At 69.1% G+C, this 20,486-nt stretch carries 20 protein-coding genes; 10 read left to right on the top strand and 10 right to left on the bottom strand.

Features of this window, described 5'->3' with window-relative positions; genetic code table 11:
* Window positions 1-9: 9 nt before the first annotated feature.
* From A3G1_RS37385 to A3G1_RS0129215, 8 genes are all read left to right on the top strand, one after another.
* Window positions 10-3,264, top strand: a complete 3,255-nt coding sequence (locus A3G1_RS37385; RefSeq protein WP_018353065.1) for an AfsR/SARP family transcriptional regulator — start codon at window positions 10-12, stop codon at window positions 3,262-3,264.
* A 266-nt stretch (window positions 3,265-3,530) separates the two neighbouring features.
* Window positions 3,531-5,603, top strand: a complete 2,073-nt coding sequence (locus tag A3G1_RS0129245; RefSeq protein ID WP_018353064.1) for an Agd3-related carbohydrate-binding protein — start codon at window positions 3,531-3,533, stop codon at window positions 5,601-5,603.
* A complete protein-coding gene (pelF, locus tag A3G1_RS0129240) occupies window positions 5,603-7,120 on the top strand; it encodes a GT4 family glycosyltransferase PelF (RefSeq protein ID WP_018353063.1) in 1,518 nt (505 codons plus the stop codon). Before A3G1_RS0129245 ends, pelF begins: the two co-directional genes overlap by 1 nt.
* Complete coding sequence (locus tag A3G1_RS0129235; protein ID WP_018353062.1) at window positions 7,117-8,469, top strand: hypothetical protein; 1,353 nt, start codon at window positions 7,117-7,119, stop codon at window positions 8,467-8,469. The genes pelF and A3G1_RS0129235 overlap by 4 nt, the downstream gene beginning before the upstream one ends.
* Before the next feature lie 27 nt (window positions 8,470-8,496).
* Entirely contained in the window at window positions 8,497-9,228 is a 732-nt protein-coding gene (locus tag A3G1_RS0129230) for a sugar phosphate nucleotidyltransferase (protein ID WP_018353061.1), read from the top strand.
* Between the two features lie 2 nt (window positions 9,229-9,230).
* A complete protein-coding gene (locus A3G1_RS0129225; protein ID WP_018353060.1) occupies window positions 9,231-10,085 on the top strand; it encodes an NAD-dependent epimerase/dehydratase family protein in 855 nt (284 codons plus the stop codon).
* A 332-nt stretch (window positions 10,086-10,417) separates the two neighbouring features.
* Complete coding sequence (locus tag A3G1_RS0129220) at window positions 10,418-11,914, top strand: alpha/beta hydrolase (RefSeq protein WP_018353059.1); 1,497 nt, start codon at window positions 10,418-10,420, stop codon at window positions 11,912-11,914.
* A 101-nt stretch (window positions 11,915-12,015) separates the two neighbouring features.
* Window positions 12,016-12,402, top strand: coding sequence for a hypothetical protein (locus A3G1_RS0129215; RefSeq protein WP_018353058.1), 387 nt, complete (start codon window positions 12,016-12,018; stop codon window positions 12,400-12,402).
* On the opposite strand, the gene A3G1_RS0129210 is transcribed toward A3G1_RS0129215, so the two are convergent.
* Window positions 12,399-12,935, bottom strand: a complete 537-nt coding sequence (locus tag A3G1_RS0129210; RefSeq protein ID WP_040480218.1) for a GNAT family N-acetyltransferase — start codon at window positions 12,933-12,935, stop codon at window positions 12,399-12,401. The genes A3G1_RS0129215 and A3G1_RS0129210 overlap by 4 nt on opposite strands.
* A 276-nt stretch (window positions 12,936-13,211) precedes the next feature.
* Here A3G1_RS0129210 and A3G1_RS0129205 point away from each other — a divergent pair, with 276 nt between their 5' ends.
* Window positions 13,212-13,460, top strand: coding sequence for a hypothetical protein (locus A3G1_RS0129205; RefSeq protein ID WP_157641479.1), 249 nt, complete (start codon window positions 13,212-13,214; stop codon window positions 13,458-13,460).
* Between the two features lie 216 nt (window positions 13,461-13,676).
* Here the strand turns inward: A3G1_RS0129205 and A3G1_RS0129200 are convergent, their stop codons facing one another.
* The 6 genes from A3G1_RS0129200 to A3G1_RS0129180 all read right to left on the bottom strand — a co-directional run bounded on the left by A3G1_RS0129200 (window position 13,677) and on the right by A3G1_RS0129180 (window position 15,862).
* Window positions 13,677-14,015: a YciI family protein gene (locus A3G1_RS0129200; RefSeq protein ID WP_018353055.1), complete on the bottom strand. Its 339-nt coding sequence runs from the start codon at window positions 14,013-14,015 to the stop codon at window positions 13,677-13,679.
* A gap of 122 nt (window positions 14,016-14,137) precedes the next feature.
* On the bottom strand, window positions 14,138-14,371 hold the full coding sequence (locus A3G1_RS0129195) for a hypothetical protein (RefSeq protein ID WP_018353054.1): 234 nt from the start codon (window positions 14,369-14,371) through the stop codon (window positions 14,138-14,140).
* On the bottom strand, window positions 14,343-14,747 hold the full coding sequence (locus tag A3G1_RS39945) for a DddA-like double-stranded DNA deaminase toxin (protein ID WP_083937173.1): 405 nt from the start codon (window positions 14,745-14,747) through the stop codon (window positions 14,343-14,345). Before A3G1_RS39945 ends, A3G1_RS0129195 begins: the two co-directional genes overlap by 29 nt.
* A 195-nt stretch (window positions 14,748-14,942) precedes the next feature.
* Window positions 14,943-15,215, bottom strand: coding sequence for a hypothetical protein (locus A3G1_RS0129190; protein ID WP_018353053.1), 273 nt, complete (start codon window positions 15,213-15,215; stop codon window positions 14,943-14,945).
* 210 nt (window positions 15,216-15,425) lie between these two features.
* Window positions 15,426-15,578, bottom strand: coding sequence for a hypothetical protein (locus tag A3G1_RS41235; protein WP_018353052.1), 153 nt, complete (start codon window positions 15,576-15,578; stop codon window positions 15,426-15,428).
* Complete coding sequence (locus A3G1_RS0129180; protein ID WP_018353051.1) at window positions 15,575-15,862, bottom strand: hypothetical protein; 288 nt, start codon at window positions 15,860-15,862, stop codon at window positions 15,575-15,577. Before A3G1_RS0129180 ends, A3G1_RS41235 begins: the two co-directional genes overlap by 4 nt.
* Before the next feature lie 416 nt (window positions 15,863-16,278).
* Here A3G1_RS0129180 and A3G1_RS0129175 point away from each other — a divergent pair, with 416 nt between their 5' ends.
* A complete protein-coding gene (locus tag A3G1_RS0129175; protein ID WP_018353050.1) occupies window positions 16,279-17,358 on the top strand; it encodes a helix-turn-helix domain-containing protein in 1,080 nt (359 codons plus the stop codon).
* 240 nt (window positions 17,359-17,598) lie between these two features.
* Here the strand turns inward: A3G1_RS0129175 and A3G1_RS0129170 are convergent, their stop codons facing one another.
* The 3 genes from A3G1_RS0129170 to A3G1_RS0129160 are packed head-to-tail and all read right to left on the bottom strand — an operon-like array spanning window position 17,599 to window position 20,461.
* Window positions 17,599-18,282: a hypothetical protein gene (locus A3G1_RS0129170; protein ID WP_018353049.1), complete on the bottom strand. Its 684-nt coding sequence runs from the start codon at window positions 18,280-18,282 to the stop codon at window positions 17,599-17,601.
* Window positions 18,282-19,199 (bottom strand): NAD-dependent epimerase/dehydratase family protein, encoded by a 918-nt coding sequence (locus A3G1_RS0129165; RefSeq protein WP_018353048.1) that lies wholly within the window; start codon window positions 19,197-19,199, stop codon window positions 18,282-18,284. The genes A3G1_RS0129170 and A3G1_RS0129165 overlap by 1 nt, the downstream gene beginning before the upstream one ends.
* Complete coding sequence (locus tag A3G1_RS0129160) at window positions 19,196-20,461, bottom strand: nucleotide sugar dehydrogenase (protein ID WP_018353047.1); 1,266 nt, start codon at window positions 20,459-20,461, stop codon at window positions 19,196-19,198. Before A3G1_RS0129160 ends, A3G1_RS0129165 begins: the two co-directional genes overlap by 4 nt.
* Window positions 20,462-20,486 lie beyond the last annotated feature (25 nt).

The following is a 20,486-nucleotide window of genomic DNA, read 5'->3' as shown; positions in this document are numbered from 1 at the left end:
CTGACGGTCATGCAGCTGCGGGTCCTCGGCACGGTTGAACTCACAGCTGCCGGTCGAACCATCGACCTCGGTCAGCGGATGGAACGCTGCCTGCTCGGGATCCTCGCCCTCGACCTCGGCCAGCCAGTGCCCGACGCGCGGCTGATCGACCTGCTGTGGGGCGGCGCGGCCCCGGCCCGGCCGCGCAGCGCCCTCCAGGTGCACGTGTCCCGGCTGCGCAAGCGCCTGGCCCCGGCGGAGGCCTTCCAGATCACCCGGCGCGGCGAGGGCTACGCGCTGGAGGCCGACCCCCGGCTCGTCGACCTCTGTGAACTCCGCCGGCTGGAGGCCGAGGCCCGCGCCACCGCCGAGCCCTCGGCCCGGGCCGCACTGCTCGCGCGGACCACGGAGCTGACCGGCCCTGTCCTCGGCGACTCGGCCACGGACCCGGTGATCGACCAGCTCCGGCCCGCCTACGACGAACTTCAGCTCACCGTCGCCGAACTGCGCCTCGACACCGCGCTGGCCCTCGGCAGGCACCACGAGCATCTGCTGGAGCTGGCCGAGCTGGCCGCCAGGTACCCACTGCGGGAACGGCTCACCGAGCTGCACATGCTGGCCCTGTACCGGGCAGGCCGCCGCCCGGAGGCACTCGACGCGTACCAGCGGATCACGCGGGCGCTCACCGGCGAGCTGGGCCTCGACCCCGGCCAGCAGCTCGAAGCCCTGTACGTGGCGATCCTCCGCGACGACCCGGCCCTCGCGCCTCCGGCTCCGGCGGCTCCCGCCCGGCGGGACCGGGCACCGGCGCAGCTCCCGCCGCCCATCGCGGACTTCACCGGCCGGCTGGCCGAGCTGGACCAGCTCGACAAGCTGCTGCCCCGCGACGAGGATGCCCCGGCCGGCGTGGTGCTGGTCAGCACGATCGCCGGTACGGGCGGGATCGGGAAGACCGCGCTCGCGCTGCACTGGGCGACGCGGGTCCGCGACCGTTTCCCCGACGGGCAGCTGTTCGTCAACCTGCACGGGTACTCGACGGCTCCGGCGCTGACGCCGCTCGACGGGCTGGCCCGTTTCCTCCGTGCGCTCGGCGTCCCGCCCGAGGAGGTGCCGCTCGACGTGGACGAGGCAGCCGCGGTGTACCGGAGCCTGATGGCAGGCCGCCGCATGCTCGTTCTCCTCGACAACGCAGCGTCCGCCGACCAGGTCCGGCCACTGCTGCCCGGCAGCTCCGGCTCCCTGGCCCTGGTGACCAGCCGCGACCGGCTGTCCGGGCTGGTCGCCCGGGACGGTGCCCGGCGGCTGAGCCTGGAGGTCCTCAGCCCGGCGGAGTCGGTGGCCCTCCTGGAACGGCTGGTCGGCGAGGCCCGCGTCGCCGCCGAGCCCGAGGCGGCCGCCGACCTCGCAGCCCTCTGCGGGCACCTGCCGCTCGCCCTGCGCGTCACCGCCGCCTACCTCGACGACGAGCCGGGCCTGAGCCTCGCCGGGCACGCCGCGACGCTCCGGTCCGGCAGCCGCCTGACGGCGCTCGCCGTCGACAGTGACGATCTCGCGTCGGTCCGGGCGGCCTTCGACCTGTCGTACGAGGCGCTCCCGGCACCGGCGGCCCGGCTCTTCCGGCTGCTCGGGCTCGTGCCAGGCCCCGACTTCGCTCCCGGCTCCGCCGCGCACCTGGCCGGCGTCGACCCCGGGCACGCCGTGCAGCTCCTCGACCGGCTCCGCGCCGCCCACCTCGTGGAGGACGTGGGCGGTGGCCGGTACGCGCTGCACGACCTGCTCCGCGAGTACGCCGCCGAACGGGTCTCGGCGGAGGACACCCTGCCGTCCCTCGAAGCCCTCTTCGGGTACTACCTCAGTCACATCGACGCCGCCGCCCGCCTCCTGTACCCGCAGATCCTCCGCCTGCCCGACCAGAACACGGCCTGGTGGCCGGCGGATCCCGACGCGCCGTTCCCGGGCGCGCCGCAGGCCCTCGCCTGGATCGAGGCCGAGCTGCCCGGCCTGCTCGCGGCGATCCGGAGCACGAAGGACACTCCGCTGGCACCGGCCTCGTGGCTCATCGCCGACGGCCTCCGCGGTTACTTCTACAACAGCCGCAACATCGTCGCCTGGCAGGCGGCCACCACCGACGCCCTGGCGGCGTCCACAGCAGCCGGCAGCCCGATCGGCCAGGCCGCGAGCCTGGCCAGCTCGGGACTCCTGCACGTGTGCGTCGGCGACACCGGACAGGCGATCAGCGTCTACGAGCGGGCTGCGGCGTGCGCCCAGCTGGCCGGGTGGGCGACCGGCGAGGCGGCCATCGAGGGCAACCTGGGCCTGTCCCACTTCAAGCGCAACGAGATGGCGGCCTCGGAGATCCACCACCAGCGTTCCCTGGAGCTGAACCGGTCGCTCGGGGTCCGGACCGGTGAGGCGATGGCGCTGAACAACCTCGGCATCGTCAGCTTCCGCAAGGGCGAGCTCACCCAGGCCCGCAAGCACTGCGAGCAGGCGCTGGAGGTCTACCGGGAGCTGGGAGCCGAGGGGCCACGCGCCCTGCCGCTCGACAATCTGGCCACCATCGCGATCTGGCAGGGCCGGCTGGACGACGCCGAGGCGCACGGCCTGGAGGCGCTGGCCATCGCCACCAGCATCGGCGACCGGGCCGTCGCGGCGAGGGCTCAGCAGTCCCTGGCCTCGGTCGGCATGCAACGGGGCGACGCCGTCCTGGCCAGCGAGCGCCTCTCGACCGTGATCGAGTTCGCCAGGGAGGCCGGCGACGTCCTGTTCGAAGTGGACGCGCTCAACGTCGCCGCCTGGGCACAGCTCACCGGCGGGCACGTGACCGAGGCCATCGAGACCCTCCGCCACAATCTGCGGATCATGCCGGCCACCCATGCCCTGAGCCGGTCCGACTCCAAGGCCCTGCTCGCCATGTGCGCGGTACAGCAGGGCCGGCACGCCGACGCCAGGCAGTACTGCGAGGAGTCGCTGGCGGCGGCGGAAGCGTCTGGCGCCCTGCTCGTCCAGGCCCGCGTCCTGGCCATCCACGCCGGGGTGATCCTCGCGACCGGGGACACCGCGCTCGCGGCCCGCGAGGCCCGGCGGGCGGTAGGGGTGGCGCGGGCTCAGGGGTTCCCGCTGCCCGAGGCCGAGGCCCTCGTCGTGCTGGGCCGGGCGGAGGGCGATCCCGGGCCGGTCCGCGAGGCGCTGCGGATCTACCTCGCGGCCGGGGCGACCCGGCACGCCGAGCGCACGTCGGAGATCGTCACGGAGCTGGAATCCCGAACGCGCGACACGCTCTGACCGGACGCGAACCTCGCGCATACTCACTGAACAAATAGGGTATTCTTCTCATAGCTGACCCTATGCTGGCCAGTAGGCCGCTCGGTACCCAAAATCAGCTTCCTTTAGTCACCCTTGTCGGCAACTCACCACAAGCGTCATGGGCACTGCGGTGGTTCGGTTTACTTCGCAGAAGGCGATCCCCCACTCGCAGTGCTCAGTTGATCACTGCCCGTCCCGATCAAGGATGCGGCATGAAATTTCGCGTATCGGGCAGACGTGTGCCCATGCGTCTCGTCCTGGCCGTCGCCGTCACACTCGCCGCGGCCGGCGGTGGCGTCGCCGCCCAGGCCGACCCCGGCACCACCCACGACGGCCACGGGCACGCGCACTCGGTTCTCCGCGGCCAGCCGGCCCTGCCCGTGCCAGCCGTCCCCGGCAAGCTCCCCATCAAGTCGGGGCCGCTGAAGGCCAGCACCCAGAAGGACCAGCGCCAGGAGGCGCTGAACCTGGCCGCGACCGGCAAGGTCGCCCTGCGCTCCCTCGTCATCGCCGTCGACTCCCAGGACTTCGGCCTGCCGACCTGGAAGTCCACATTGGACTCCATGGGCGCGCCGTACGACGTGCTGCTCGCCAGGGACGCACCGCTCGGCGCGCTGACCCGGCCCGACGGCACCGGCAGGTACAACTCGGTGCTGCTGACCAACAACGCCCTGCTGTACCAGCAGAACGGCAGCTACGTCTCAGCTCTCGACGCCGCCGAGTGGACGGCGCTCTGGGACTACGAACGGCTCTTCGGCGTCCGCCAGGTGTCGCTGTACACGTCGTACGGCACCTACCCCGAGGACTACTGCCTCAACCCGGTCAGCGAAGGCGGGATCGGCAGCACCCCGGTGAACACGAGCCTCACGGCAGCCGGCGCCCCGATCTTCGACTACCTCAAGGCCGGCGCGGCCATCCCTATCTCACTGTCCTATGTGTACCGCACAGCGGTGCGCGCCGGCTGCGCAGCGACCCCGGTCCTCACGATGGGGCCGGACGTCGTGGGCGTGACGACGACCAGCACCGACGGCCGGGAACGCCTCGCGCTCACCTTCACGTCGAACCAGTACCTCATGCAGACGCCCCTCCTCGGCTACGGCCTCGTCCGCTGGGCCTCGCGCGGCGTGTTCGCCGGCGAGCAGCGGCACTGGCTGAACGTCGACGTGGACGACTGGTTCATCAACACCGACCACCTCTACGCCGACGGGCACCTCGAACAGGACCCCGGCTTCCGGATGAGCGGCTCCGACGCGGTCAGCGCGAAGAACCAGCAGGCCTCGTTCCGCAGCGCCTACCCGCTGGCGAGCGGCTTCAAGCTCAACGTCCCGTTCAACGGCGAGGGCATCCAGGGCACCGTGAACCTGCTGTGCCTCATCCAGCTCGGCGACGCGCTCACGTACCAGACGGCGTGTAACCGCAACGAGTTCCGCTGGGTGAACCACACGCTCACGCACCCGAAGATGAACACGACGACGTACCAGCAGAGCTACGACGAGATCCGCGGCAACCTCACGCGCGGCCAGCAGCTCGGGCTGAGCGCGCCGGCCACGGTGCTCAAGACGCCGGAGTACTCGGGACTGGGCGTGTACCACCCGGACCCGAACAACGACATCGACCCGCCGACCGACTTCGGCCTCGGCGCGTCCAATGTGAACATGCTGGCGGCCGCCAAGGCGCTGGGCGTGAAGTACCTGCACGGCAACATGTCCTTCAACTCCCACAAGCCGGGCTGCTTCAACTGCGGGATCTACCACCCGCTGGAGCCGAGCCTGCTCATCGTGCCGGACTGGCCGACGAACATCGCCTACCACACGACGACCCCGGCCGAGGAGACCCTGTTCTACAACTCCTACTACGGCCCGAACGGCAAGTTCCCGTACTGGCCCGTCGACCAGACCTACGACCAGATCGTCGGCCACGAGTCCGACATCGCCCTCCAGCACATCATGACCGGCTCGGCGTACTCGCACACGCTGCACCAGGGCAACCTGCGGCAGTACGCGTCGGGCAAGAGCCTCACGTTCGACTGGCTGCGCGCGACCGTCGGCAAGTACAGCCATTACTACAACGTGCCGCTGCGGAACCCGGACTGGACCGCGCTGGGCGGGTACGTGGCTGACCGGACCGCACACTTCGCCGGGCAGGGCAACAGCGCCGGCGACGCGGTGTGGGACAAGGCGGCGAACACGGTGACCGTTCCCGCTGCCGGGCCGGTGTTCGTGACCGGGGTGAAGGCCGCTGGTTTCGACCAGTACGGCACGGACCCGATCTCACGGGTCACAGCTCCGGCGACCCTGACGGCCTACCCGAAGAACTGATGACGGCCACACCACTCAGTAGCTGGCGCGCGATCGGCCGGGCGGAGGTACGCCCGGCCGATCGGGTGCCGGCGCAGCGCGCGCCCGGCAGGCAGACCCGGGTGGCGCTGATCTCGGAAGGCACATACCCGCACCACTTCGGCGGGGTCAGCGTGTGGATCGACCAGCTGATCCGGGGCATGCCGGAGCACAGGTTCGACGTGGTGGCCCTGTCGGTCACCGGCGAGGAGAAGAACCTGTGGGAGATCCCGCCCAACCTGAACAGCGTCATCAACATTCCACTCTGGACGGACAAGCCACGGCGGAAGGCCTGGGAGCCCGACTGGTTCGCCGACGCGCACAGCCGGTTCCTCCGGGCGCTGATCCGCCCGGCGGAGGTACGCGACCGGTGGAGCCAGCAGGGCCGGGCGGCGTTCCTGTCCTCGCTGCGCGCGATGTTCCTCTACGCCCAGTCCTCCGGCGACCTGAGCAGCGCGCTGGTGAGCAACGCCGCGCTGACCCGGCTGATGGACACCTGGCACGCGGCGGGCATGGACATCGGCGAGCCGCTGTGCCTGGCCGACGCGCTCACCGCCGCGAGCCTGATCGAGCACATGCTCCGGCCGCTGTCGGCCCCGCCGGTCGACGTGGACATCTGCCACCTCGCGATGAACGGGCTGGCCGGGCTGGTCGCGCTCGCTTCCAAGTGGGCGTACGGGTCGCGGATCGTGCTGTCCGAGCACGGGGTCTACCTGCGCGAGCGGTACCTGGCGATGGTGAACGAGCCGGTGCCGCACGCCGTGAAGGTGCTGCTGCTGAACTTCTTCCGGACGCTGGCCGTGGCCACGTACCACAGCGCTGACCTGCTCGCCCCGCACTCCAACTACAACCGGCGGTGGGCGCTCTACAACGGGGCGAAGCCGGCCAGGATGCGGACCATGTACAACGGGGTCGACCCGGCGGACTTCCCGCCGGCCGAGGGCGAGCCCGACGTGCCGACGATCGTGTTCATGGGCCGGATCGACCCGCTCAAGGACCTGCACACCCTGATCAGGGCGTTCGCGATCGTGAAGCAGCACGTACCGGACGCGCGGCTGCGGATGTTCGGTCCGGTGCCGGAGGTCAACCAGGAGTACGCGGCGAGCTGCCAGCGCCTCGTCGACGAGCTGGGGCTGACCGGCGCGGCGACGTTCGAGGGCCGCATCCCGAACCAGGCCGACGCCTACCACGCCGGGCACATCAACGTTCTGACGTCCATTTCGGAGGGTTTCCCGTACACGCTGATGGAGGCGATGGCCACCGGGCGCCCGCCGGTCTGCACGAACGTGGGCGGGGTCGCTGAGGCCGTCGGCGACGCCGGCATCGTCTGCGCGGCCCGCGACCACGAGGCCATCGCCGCCGGGTGCGTCAGGCTGCTCACCAACCACGCGCTGCGGCGCAGGCTGGGCCGGATGGCCCGCGAGCGCATCCTGAACAACTTCACGCTCCAGCAGTCCATCGAGGCGTACCGGTCGGTGTACCGGGAGGTCCTGCCGTGACGGCGATCCTCAGGACGGACCCGGTCGACGAGCTGGTGATCCGCACGGCCGAACGCTGCGGCCTGGCCATCGACCCGCTCCAGATCGCCGCGATGCTGGAGAGCGACGGCATGACCGACCGGATGGCGGAGGACGGCTACGGCTACCGGGACGTGTTCGGCCTCGCCGAGGAGGTCTACCGCCGCCTGCCACGCAAGGGCCCCGGCCCACCCGAGCCGAGGACCGACCGCGCGCAGGCCGTCAGGGAACTCTCCCACGGCCTGCTCTATCTCATGCCCAGCGCGGTCTTCCCCGCCGTGGCGGAGCTGGTCGGGCTGCGGGGCACCATCACGGCGATGGTCTGCGCCACGGCCGTCGGCTGGGTGTGGAGCATGGGGCTGAGCTGGGTGGCCTACCGCATGCTCGGCCACGGCAGGCCGGACGTCGCGGCCCGGGTGCTCGCCTGCGGATTCGGGATCGGGGTGACGCTGTCCGCCCCTTTCTGGCTCCTGCTCAGCCCGGGCGCGGCGCTGCTGGTCACGGCTCAGCTCTGTTACCAGCTCGCAGGGGCCATCCTGCTCTTCCACCGCAAGGAATCGGTCCTCTTCGCCCTGTCACTGCCCTCGGTCGCGACCGGCCTGGTCTACGTGGCGAGCCCGGGCGCGGCCACGGCCGTGGCGACCTCAGCCGCCAGCCTCGCGACGGTGGCACTGTGCGCTGCCGCAGCGCTGTGGACGGCGTACAAAATCAAGATCTTGAAAGAGCCGCAGGTGCGGATCGGCAAGGAGATCATCGGGTCAGGGCCCATCATGGTGTACGCGAGCCTCAGCGCCCTCTACCTGCTGTCGGCTGACGCCCGCTACACCCAGCCCAGCCTGGACCTGGCACTCGCGGTGACCCCGGTCGTCGCCGGAATGGGCGTGCTGGAGTGGCGGGCGCGCCGGTTCGCCGAGAAGTCGTCTGTCCTTCTGCGACGTACCCAGTACCCGCGTGACTTCCGCCGCCGGGTGCTGGCCAGGTTCGGCGCGGAACTGGCCGTCGTCTGCGGGGTGCTGTCGGCCCTGGCCGCCGTGCTGGGCGCGGTCCTGCACAGCCAGGGGCAGCTCACCTCCCTCGGCGTGCTGGCCTTCGCCGGGCACGTGCTGCTCGGCTGCGGCTACTTCGCCGGTTTCCTGCTCATCAACACCGCGCGCTTCGGGCGGCTGCTCGCCGTCCTGTCCATCGTGGCCGCCGGGTACCTGCTCGCGGCAGGCCAGCTCGATCCGGCACTGCACGTCCACCTGTTCGGCGTGTGCAGCGCACTGCTCGTGACGGGACTGGTCTGCGGGCTGCTGCCCGAGCTCGGCCAGGTCCACCGATACACCTCTTAGCACTAGTAGCAGACTTGAGGAGGCACCATGCACGTGGTCATCCTGGCTGGTGGCCGGGGGGTCCGGCTCAGGCCCTACACGACGGCACTGCCCAAGCCACTGGTGCCGATCGGCGACGAGTACGCCATCCTCGACATCATCCTCCGGCAGCTGCGCTCCTACGGCTTCCAGAGCGTCACCCTCGCCATCGGGCACCTCGGCTCGCTGATCCGGGCCTTCGCCGGCGACGGCGACCGCTGGGATCTGAAGATCGACTACGCGGAGGAGGACCGCCCGCTGTCGACGATCGGCCCGATGTTCGGCATCCTCGACCAGCTGCCGGAGCACTTCCTGGTCATGAACGGCGACGTGCTGACCGACCTCGACTACGGCGCGCTGCTGCGCGGGCACATCGCCGGCGAGACCCCGCTGACCGTGGCGACCTACCGCCGCCAGGTGAAGATCGACTTCGGCATCCTGGAGTCGGAGGCCGGCGTGATCACGAGCTTCACCGAGAAGCCGACCCTGCACTACTCGGTGAGCATGGGGATATACGGCATGTCCCGCAAGACCCTCGCCCCGTACCCGAAGGGCCTGGCGTTCGGCTTCGACGACCTCGTCCTCGACCTCCTCGACCGCGGCGAGCCGCCGGCCACCCACTTCTTCGACGGATACTGGCTCGATATCGGCCGCCCAGACGACTACGACGAGGCCAACCGATCGTTTGAATACTTGCGCCCCGTGCTTCTCCCATCCGCATCTGCTCCTTCCTGGCGGTGACCATGCGCGTACTGCTCTTCGGAGCCTCAGGTTTCATCGGACGGCACGTCCAGGCGGCCCTGGCCTCGGCCGGCGCGGAGGTGCTCGCCGCCGGCCGTGGCGGGCCGATCCGGCACGACCTGGTGACCGGCGGCCCGTCCACGCTCGTCGGGCTGCTCGGCTCGTACCGGCCGGACGTCGTCGTGAACTGCGCCGGGCTGCTCAGCGGCAGCACGGCCGAGCTGGCCGGTACCAACGTGCTGGCGGTCGCCCGGCTCGTCGACGCCTGCTCGTTCCTGGGCATGCGGCTGGTGTGCCTGGGCTCTGCCGCCGAGTACGGCGCGGTCACGGAGGGTCGTCCGTCCATTGAGGACGATCCGTGCTGCCCGGTCGGGGAGTACGGGGCCACCCGGCTCGCAGCCACCACCCTGATCCGGCTGGCCGCCGAGGACGGCAGGCTCGACGGGGTCTCCCTGCGCGTGTTCAACCCGATCGGGCCGGGGATGCCAGCGGATACGGTGCTCGGCCGCGTGCTGCGCCAGCTGCCCGGCGGCACCGTACGGGTCGGCCCGCTCGGCGCCAGCCGGGACTTCGTCGACGTCCGCGATGTCGCCTCAGCCGTGACGGCCGCCGTCTACGCCCGGCAGCTGACCGAGCCGGTGCTGAACGTCGGCAGCGGCGTCGCCGTACCCACCAGGGAGCCCGTGCGGATGCTGTGCGCCGCGGCGGGCTTCGCCGGGGAGCTCATCGAGGCTGAGCCGGCTCCGGCCCGCTCGGCCGGCGTGGACTGGATCGCCGCCGACCTGACCCGGATCTCCACGGCACTGTCCTGGCACCCGGCCTACACCCTCGAATCCTCCATCAAGGAACTGGTCTGAGTTGCTGGGGTTGGGTGGGCTGGCCGCTACAGCAGGTTCCCTTTGCGCTCCGGCGCGGGGCGCCTCCGCACAAAGCGAACCGCGGCCAGCCCACCCAACCCGTGCCCGGGCGCCGTTACCGTTGCGACGTCTGCCGGCGCTTCACTGTTAGCCCAGTTGTTTCCCGGTGGCATACCCCTGGCGGATGAAGATCGATGATCTTCTCCGACCAGGGAACCAGGGGCCTCTCAGGGTTGTCCCTGAACAATCGCGATTTCCTGGCTGATCGCTCACTGTCCACAGTAGCCTTTGGCGGGTCCTCTCCCCTGCTTCCTTCCTTGCGAGGAGCGCACATGAGACGAACCCTTGCCCTGGCTCTCGCCGCCACCCTGGTAGCCGTGCCGCTGATGGCCGTACCGGCCCAGGCCGCCCCACCGGAGGCCGGGAAGGCCAAGCCGGTCGCCTGGCAGCCCTGCCCCGACGCCGCTGGCGTGGAGTGCGGCACGGTCAGCGTGCCGATCGACTGGAGCAAGCCCTCCGGCCCGAAGATCGAGATCGCCCTGGCCCGGCGGAAGGCCACCGACCAGGCCAACCGGATCGGCTCCATCCTGGTCGACCCGGGTGGCCCGGGCGGGCCCGGCGCGGAGTGGGTGAAGCAGACGGGGATCTTCTCCCCCGCGATCACCAGCCGGTTCGACGTCGTCGGCTTCGACCCGCGCGGCACGGGCAGCAGCAGCCCGGTGTGGTGCGACGGCGCGATCGCCAGCGAGCAGTACTCGCGGAATCCGGACAGCCCGGCCGAGTTCCAGCAGATGGTCGACCACAACCGGAGGTACGGCGAGAGCTGCCGCGCCCTGACCGGCCAGCTGTTCGACTTCCTCGACACGGTCAGCGTCGTCCACGACATGGACGCCATCCGCGCGGCTCTCGGCGAGAAGAAGCTGAACTACTACGGGGTCTCGTACGGCACGCTGATGGGCCAGCAGTACGCGGAGAAGTACCCGGGGAAGATCCGCACGATGGTGATCGACAGCAACATGGATCACAGCATCAGCACGGCCTTCCAGTTCATCTACACCGAGACGCTCGCCGGGCAGGAGAACTTCGACGAGTTCGTCAAGTGGTGCGAGCGCTCTACGGACTGCGTGCTGCGTGATAGGGGCGCCCGGACCGTCTACCGCGACCTGTACGCGAGGGCCGAGCGGGGCGAGCTGCCCCTGACCACCATGGACCTCCAGGGCATGATCGTCGGCGCGCTCTACGGCCCGTACTGGCGCGGGCTGGCCACCCAGCTCGACCGGCTCAGCAAGCTGCCGGCTCCCGCTCCGGCCCCGGCCGCCCGGACCGGCACCGAGAAGATCCACGACCCGTTCCAGTCGATCTTCTGCCAGGACTGGAAGCTGCCGATTCGCACGTACACCGAGTGGAACGTGTACCGGCAGGCCGTCGGCGCGTCGTTCGCCGACATCAAGCTGTCCCCGATGGGCGCGCTGTCGCTGGCCTGCCAGGGCTGGCCCGCCAAGGTACGCAACCCGCAGCACCGGCTCCAGGTGCACGGCGCGCCGCCGATCCTGATGCTCAACAGCCGGTACGACCCGGCCACGCCGTACCAGTGGGCCACCGTCGCCGCCCGGCAGAGCGGTGCCACCCTGCTCACGTACGACGGGTGGGGCCACGGTTCGTACTTCGTCGGCGGCACGTGCGTCGTGAACGCCACCGAGACGTACCTGCTGACCGGGCAGACCCCCGCGAAGGGCACCCACTGCCCGGCCGTCGAACCGGCCGAGCCGAACCCGGGCCTGACCCGGCAGCTCCCTGGCCGGCCGAGCCCGGGCCCCTGGCGGGCGTAGTCCACAAGAGAGTCACGGGAGGGGCGGCATTGGGGGCCGCCCCTCCCCCTTCTCTCAGCCTCGGGGCTGCGGCGAGCGCCGAACAGCCGCACAATGGCCGGATGTCCTCCGCCGAACTGGTCGCCATCCTGAGCGCCGTCTTTCTCCTCGCCCTGGCTCACGAAGTACGGTCGCGCGCCCAGGCAGTCCTCCTGGCCCGAACCAGCACGGTGCACGACGGCACCCAGCCGAGCCGGGTCATGCTCACGCTCGCCGCCGCCGGGCTGCTCCTCATCGGCGGCGTGTTCCGGGCCGCGGTACTGGAGGCCGCGCCCGGCCTGCCCACCGGAGTCGCGGTAGGCCTGGGTGTTGCCGTGCTCCTCGTGATCGCGCTGCCGCTGGAGCAGGCCGGCCGCGCACTGGTCATGACCTCGGATCGTCCCTGGCTGTCGCTGGGCGGCTGCCTGGCCGTGGTCGCACTGGCATTTCTCTGGGCGTACAGCCTCTAGGCCGTACTGGTCGTGAAGACCACCAGGCCGGGCCGCTCTGGTGAGGCGTGTTCCGTCCAGCCCTGGCGGCGGTAAAAGGCGACAGCTCCGGCTGCGACCTCGTTGGTGAGCAGCCAGGCCCGGCCGTCAGGCAGGTCCTCGGTCAGCGCGGCCAGGATCCGCCGGCCAGCCCCATGACCCTGCGCGGACGGCCGGACGGCCAGCTCGTCCACCACGAACGCCCCGGCCAGCAGTTCAGCCACCCCCTCGGGGCCCAGGGTCGAGGCGACCCGGCCGTAGGACCGGTCACCGGGGAAGGGGTCCGGGGTCGTCCACCCCACGCCGAGGGCGTCGAGCCTGCCGCCGTCCGACCAGCCGAGGACCAGCCGGAAGCCCTCGCGCTGCGCGTCGTCCAGCAGCCGCTCGCCGTAGACGGCGCAGAACTCCACCGGGTCGTTCCACGGCGGCCGGGAGAACACGTCCGTGTACAGCTCCACAATGGACGCGACGAGATCCTTTGTCAGGCCGGCGTTCCCGGCTCGCTCGATTCTCATGATCATCAAGTTACATGGGTTCGGTGGCGCGACCAGGACGAACGGGAGGCCAGTCTCAGCGAGCTACGCGCACGGGCGGGTAAGCAGGGTGCGAAGGCGCGGTGGAAGCGGTGAGAGTCCGCCACAAGAGGCCAGCCAGCCCGCACGCTGACTACTGCGTGATGCTGTGGCGGCGGATTATAGATCTCCGGCCGACCGCTGAAGAGGCCGAGCGTTACCGGCCTTTCATCTGGACATGTCCAGGCTGTGAATTCTTTGAAGAGACTTGCCCGACGAATGCCGATTACCGCTCCACTCGATACCCGGAAAAAGATGGTGTGTTCCTGGCTGATTCTTGAGTACGCCGAGCGGCTGCGCATCATCAGGCCAGGCACAGCCGACACGGAAACAGCGGATGCGCTGTATCAGGTGCGTGAGTTCGCCGAGCCGTCCAGCCATGCGCCAGCCGATTTCATGCGGCTTGGCACTAACCAGACGGACGACATGCACACCGACCTGGAGGTGATGACCGGACTCAGTATGTGACAGCAAGAAAGCCCCGCCCCACGGTCACCTGTGGGCCGGAGCCTTTCGTCGCCCTACGGCGCTCTCGGGGCACAGGAAAGCCCTGGCCTTATGCCAGGGCTCCTGCTGGGAAGCATTCAGTGTATGTCCCGTCTCGTCTTAGTTGAGGCAGTCACGTTTTGCCTGAGGTATCCGAGGGTTGTCTCAATTTAGTTGGGGCACGAATTTCAACAAGCTTCACTCGTTGAGCCGGCGAACCTCCTGGGGCCAGCCGCACGCTTCGGCGACCTTGCCGGCCCACATCCTGGCCGCCACCTCGTCGGCCACATCCACCACGATCAGTCCGCCCAGGAACTCCTTGCTCTCACCGAACGGCCCGTCGGTGAACACCAAGGTTCCGCTCGTGGCGTCGGCACTAAAGACCGGGCCACCCCCAACGCCCCCGGTGACGACGAACGCCCCAGCGGCCTTGATCTCCTCAACGACCGCCCTGGCCAGTGGCCCCCGCCCACGGAACCACTCCTCAGTGTGGTCGCCCACCCACTGCTGGTTGAAGTAGATGAGGTACTTGGGCATGGTTACTCCCTCTGCTCGGCCGGACCCGGTGTCCGCCTCCGCCTACCCTACGAACGGGGTCCGACAGTCCCGACCTGAGCTTGCCGACATACCCCAACTAAAACGAGACCGGACAGTGTAGGTCAGCCGACGCGATTGGGGCTCTCGTCGGAGTCATCGCCCCACGCCAACCACATCTCATCGGGGTTGTCGATGTGGCTCACCAGCCACACATCGGAAGTGGCCCCCTCGGGAGGCGTGAAGCCTAACTGGGCCGCGTATTCGTCCACTCCGGGCTTATCCTCCAAGACGTAGGCCATCAACAAAGCCAGCTTCTCAGGGTCGCCCTCAACTCGGTAGATCGTCTGATCCGCCACTGTCGCTGTCCTCCAGTCCTCTGCCGTTGCCGTAAAACACCCGACGCCACACGCTACCGTTCTTGAAGATCTTGAAGATCGTCAACCGAGATCCATCGGGCATGACTTCCTCAAGCCTTTCAAGACACCCGCCCGGCCCCTTGCAAGGCTTCATGTTCAGGTACAGCGTCGCATCCCAAATGCCATCACGCCGCATGGCGGCGGCGGCATGGCCTTCCACATGCCGGGTCATGGACGCCAGTGACTTCCACGGCTCTTTGAGCCCGTACCCGCTGCTCGCTGGCCCGTAGCCCGGCCCGAACGGCCCCATGAGATCTTTCCCGCCCGGCAGGATCATCCGCCCGGTTGCGATGTCATCGCCAGCCCATCGAAGCATTGACCTGGCTATCTCGGGATCGACCCGGACGGGGGGCGCGGGCCGTTCCTCGTCAGGTGGCGGGACTTTCGACGGCTTAGGCAGTGGTGTGGATGGGGGCGTTGCCTTGTGGTCGCCAGGGCCACGCTGCGGGGGTTTCAGGGTGTTGTCGCAGGTCGGCCCTGCCCGCGAGTCGCAGGCAGCCGAGTCCGCTCCTCAGTGCGACTGACCCTCTCCACCAATCTGAGCGGCCAGGCTGCGAGCCTCCTCAAGGATCGGCTTCACCGTGCCAGCCACGACACCAAGCAAGTCGTCCAGCTTCGCAGCACACGCAGACGACAGAGCCGCGCGGTCCTCCACATTCATCGCGGCGAACTGGCTCGCGAGTGCGGACATCTCGTCACGAGCGCCGACGATCAGCCGGAGAAACCCATCGGTGTTCTGAAGCGCTGTGCCGAGCCTTTCGGCAGCGATCTTCACGTCAGCCATACGGTTGCCTCCTAGGGTTGAAGGTTCTCTATGGAGTGTTGCGAGGGGGTGCGGTATTTAGCGGGTCGCGCCAGTGATGGACTGAGCGGTCGGCCGCTTGCCACTGGCGCGGTGCGGGTTCCTTCACAGCCCACGAGCACAGGGCCACGAAACCTGCCCATGCGCAGCAAGCGCCGAAAGTCAGCGCCAGGGTGACGGCGGCAAGCAGTCTCAAGGGCGGTGGTACAGCCCGACGTACACCGCGCACGGCTGGTGAGGCTTGCCCTGCACTTCGTGCCGTTGAAGGCGGGGCTTGAGTTCGCCCAGCTCGTCACGGCACCCGTCCACTGCGGAGCAGGTGACCTTGATAGACAGGCCGATCATGACCGCTCCGCATGGTCGAAGATCAGTTCCGCGAAGGCGTCAAGCTTTGCGGGGTCATCGAAGTCGTAGTACAGATAGCCGTTGCTGACCATGAGCCAGTCCAGTTCGCCACGGGTGGCGATGATCCGGCAGCCTGCCGGGGCCTGTGGTCCTGCGGAGTAGCCGAACCCTCCAGCGTGGTCAATGAACAAGACGGCATCGGGTTCGTTCGGCGCGAAGTTGGCTCCGAAGTCTTTGATCTTCGCGCCAAGCTCCTTGCGCTGTTCTGGGGTTGAGTTCAGCATGAGTGTGGCCCTTCGGGGTCTGAGGAGGCCGGACGTCCCAGGCAAGGTGCTTCCGGCCTCCTGTCTTCTGGGGGCTACTCCTCGCCCTGGCCCTCCACGGGCTCCTCACCCTCCGGCTTCTTGCCGCTGATCGACATGTGGTCACCTCCTCTCCTCGGTGGCTGTTGAGGGTGAGCGCTCCCGAGATTCCTGCTAGCCCCTGCTGGTGGGGCCTGCCGTTCGCGCGCACGGCAAACCGGCCACACCTAGGAAGGGCTTTCCCGTGCCTGGCACGGAGGGAGTGACTGGCGTACAGCCGTCTGTATGTCCACTCAGGAACGCTCTACGGCTAGTCTGTCCGTAGCGAGAGGGTCACTCAAGAACATCACTATTGCCATCCATGATCAACTATTGCCAAAACTTTGAGAGGTCCGGCGGTGGAAGTCACGGGCGCGATACTGAAGCAGGCGCGGAAGGACAAGGGGTTCGTCAGCCTGCCCCTGTTCGCAGAACTGGCGTTCATCAGTCACGCACACCTATGGCGTGTCGAGAACAACAAGCGCCCGGTCACGCTCAACGTGATCGAAGCCTATGAGCGAGTTCTGGGAGTGGAGATCATGGAACGGCGCGACCTCTTGAAGGCCCTGAGCGTGTCGGCCGTCGTGCCGGTGGCGCTGTCCGAGCAGGTCTGGGAAGGCATTGACCGGGGGCTGAGCGGCCAGATCAGCCACGATGAGTGGCTGTCCCGCTTGCGCTACCACGCATTCACCGGGATTCGGGAAGGCGTGATCAGCAAGCAAGCGGAGATCATCGCGGACTTGCAGGTCTTACAGCGGACAGCTCATGATCCACGCGACTGGGGCATCGTGGCCCGGATGCTCGTGCTTCATGGCACGCCCGTGGCCTCGATCAACGACAACGCCGCGTGCGTCCGATGGTCCGACCTTGCCGCGCGTGCCGCGATGCGCTCTGAAGATCGCGATGTTCAGGTCTGGGTACTGGGCAGGTCCGCGAACTCCCACGCTCACCCCTCGGCAGACCTCCGGGCGTGTGAGTCCCTGGCGAACAAGGCGATTGCCGTTGCTGACGGCAAGCCCAGCGTGGGCCTCCTTGACGCGCTCGTGAGCAAAGCCAACGTCTACGCCCTTTCAGGCAACCCGCAGGCTGCCGCTGAGACTCTGGAGAAGGCGTCCGCAGTCTTCGACCGGGCCGGTACCGACAGCGCGGCAGCAGAGTGGGATATGCCGTTCTGGCGCTGGGCAGCGAACAAGGGACAGGTCCTTGCCCGAGCTGGTCACAAGGAAGCCCCGGGCTGGCAGGACCGCGCAGACAAGGCGCGCCCAGCCGAGTTCGCCAGGTTCGCCACACACGTAGAGCTGCATCGCGCCCTGGTGATGACCAAGCAAGGAGACAAGGAAGCTGGCCACACCTACGCGATGTCCGCCATGACCAAGCTTCCCCAGGAACGGCACAGCGTGGCACTCAGGCGCATCCTGGCTGAGGTTCAGGCAGCCTGACCGCAGGCACCAAGGAACCCCGGCAGCTACGGCTGACCGGGGCTCCTGGCTACTCATGAAAACTCATGACCGGGCTGACAAGCCCCAACATCACAAGACTCTGACCTGCATATTTGCGGGAAGGGCCCGTCTGTTAACGGGAGCCCTCCGCATATCGGTGTTGTATCCGGCCTGGAATTCTGCGCAGTCCGGTCGTCTTCTGGGGCCGCCAGAGCGCCGCCAGTCATGGAGTTAGGACCTCTAAACCCGGCTCAGCGCCTTGTCGCTGATCGAGGAGACCATCCCGAACTGCTCGGCCCGCCGCCGGGCGAAGGACTCCAGTGCCGGGCTGTCGGCGTAGTCGAGCGCGTAGAGGTCCACGTCGAGGTGGAGCAGCCGCTCGGCGTACGCGGCGTGCACTTCGAGGGTGTCCTCCGGCCACAGCGCGTAGCCCTCGTCGGTCCACCGGGCGGAGAACGACTCGAAGAGCACGCCGTCGACGAGCCCGCCCAGCTCCGGCAGGAGGGCGAAGCCCCGGTTGGCCAGCAGGTACGCCGAGGGGAACTCCGCGCGCAGCGCCCCGATCAGCGCCAGGGTGTGCGGCAGGTCCTCCGGGTACGTGAACTCGACGTTCAGGCAGTCCAGGAACAGTCCCTCGAACCCGGCGGACAGCGCGGCCCGCGCCTCGCCGAGCACGTGGGCGATCCACCCGGGATGACTCACGTCCACGAAGGCGCCGCCCCAGTCGGGGTTGCGTTCCGGGCGCTGCCACGGGGCCGGGTCCGGGGACACGTCCTCCGTCACGCTCAGGTACGCGAGGAGCCGGACGTCGCCCAGCTCGGCCAGCTCCGCACGGCTGTAGAACTGCGGCTGGAGTACGGCGCACCGGTAGCCGGCGAGCTTGTCCAGCTCGCCGGCCCCGTAGTAGAACACGATGTCGCGCACTAGTTGTCCCGGTACCACTCGAACGTCCGCCGGACACCCTCGGCCAGCGGGACGCGCGGCTGGTAGCCGGTGAGTTCCCGTAGCCTGCCGAGGTCGGGGCAGCGGCGGGCGACCGAGCCCTCCGGGGCCGGAACGTGCTCCAGCTCCGGGCTGACGCCTGCCACCTCGTGCACGAGCCGGACCAGGTCGGCGACCTGCGTCTCCGCCGTGTCGTCTCCGATGTGGACGATCTGCCCGACCGCGTCCTCCGACGCCATCAGGGCCACCATCGCCTCCACGGCGTCGTCGATGTAGCAGAAGGCGCGGCGCTGCTCCGACCCGTACACGATGAAGGGGTTCTCGCCCTTGATCGCCCGCAGTGACAGCTCGGGGATGACGTGGTCGGCACCCATCCTGGGCCCGTAGACGTTATGGAAGCGGCCGATGACGGCAGGCACGCCGGAGTGCAGCACGGCCGCCTCGCCCCACAGCTTCGAGATCGCGTAGGCGAAGCGCGGCGCGCCCACGTCCTCGATGTGCAGCGGCACCGTCTCCGGCGTCGGCACCGGCACAACCCCGGCGGTGACGCCGCCGGCGTATGCCTCGCTGGTCGACGCGAAGAACAGCTTGGTACCTGGCTCGATCCAGTCCAGCAGATACGCGAGGGCGAGCGTGTTGACCCGCATCGTGCGGGCGGGAGCGCCGACCACGTTGCGGACACCGACGACGGCCGCCAGGTGGTAGACCTGATCCCAGCCCTTCTCCAGCCCCGCCCACGCCGCCGGGTCGGTGAGGTCCGCGTGGATGACGGGCACGCCGAGGTCGTCCCGGCCCCGCGAGAAGTCGTCCACGATGGTCACGTCGTGGCCGTCGGCGGTCAGCCGCCGGGTGAGGTGCGCGCCGATGAAGCCCGCACCCCCGAGAACCAGGATCCTCACTTCTCGTACCCCAATCCGGCGTACCGCACGCCAGCGTCGCGCACCGCGCCCTCGTCGAGCACCCGCCACGAGTCGTAGATGAGGACCGGCGGCTGCTCGCCGAGCATCGTGCGCAGGTCGAGCGCCCGGTAGTCGGGATGGTCGGTGATCACGAGGACGGCGTCGGCGGCCTGGAAGCCCTCGGCCAGCGGGACCGGCGTGCCGCCGTACGCCGTGATGATCTCCGGGCTGACCAGCGGGTCGTGGCCCAGCACCTCGACGCCCGCCGCCATGAACACCGGCATCATCGCCGCGATCGGCGTGCCGCGCATGTCGTCGGTGGGCGGCCAGCCCTTGTACGCCCAGCCCAGCACGAACACCGTCTTCAGGTCCTGCACGAGGTGCAGCAGCCGGTGCGCGACGTGGACGGGCAGTTCCTCGTTCAGCTCGCGGGCCTTGCCGATCAGGTACGGCGTGTGGCCCTCGCGCTCCGCCGCCGAGATCAGGATGTACGGGTCCTTCGACAGGCAGCCGCCGCCCACGTAACCGGGCTTGGCGATGTCGGGGCGCGGGTAGTCGAGGTTGGTGGCCCGGATGACTTCCAGGGGGTCCAGCCCGAACCGCTCGGCGAGCAGCGCGATCTCGTTGCCGAAGGCGTAGATGACGTCGGTGTGGCAGTTGTTGGTCAGCTTGACCAGCTCGGCCGCCTCCAGGCTCGACACGGGCACGAGCTGCTTGGCCAGGCCGGCGAAGAGTTCGAGGCCCAAGGCGAGCGAGGCCTCGTCGAGCCCGCCGACGACCTGCGGCAGCTCGACCAGCTCGCGCAGCGCCTGGCCCTGGATGGTGCGCTCGGGTGCCATCACCAGCGGCGTACCGGGCTGGAGTTCCGGCAGGACGATCCGCCGGCTGGTACCGACCGGCACGGTGGACCGGACAACGACCAGCGTTTCCGGGCCGCAGCGGCCGGCGACGTGCTGGGCCGCCGAGGCGAGGTTCTTCAGGTACGGCTCGTGGGTCGCGTCGTCGACCGGGGTCGACACGCAGATGATGGCCGCGTCGACTGTGTCGCGGGGCAGCTCGGGCACGATGTGGATCGTCTTCCCGATGTGCTCGGCGAAGACCTCCGGCACGCCGGGCTCGAAGATGTGCGGCTGCCCGGCGGAGAGCGCCTCGACCACGGCGGGCTGAGTGTCCACTCCGTACACGGTGAAGCCCTTGCGCGCCAGGGCAGCGGTGAGGGTCAGCCCCACGTAGCCCATGCCGATGACGCCGATCGTTTTCATTGGCAGCTCGCTTTCATTGGCAGCT

Origin of the sequence: Longispora albida DSM 44784 (genome assembly GCF_000379825.1) — a bacterium.
Taxonomy (GTDB): Bacteria; Actinomycetota; Actinomycetes; order Mycobacteriales; family Micromonosporaceae; genus Longispora; species Longispora albida.
This window is presented reverse-complemented; position numbering and strand designations above follow the sequence as displayed.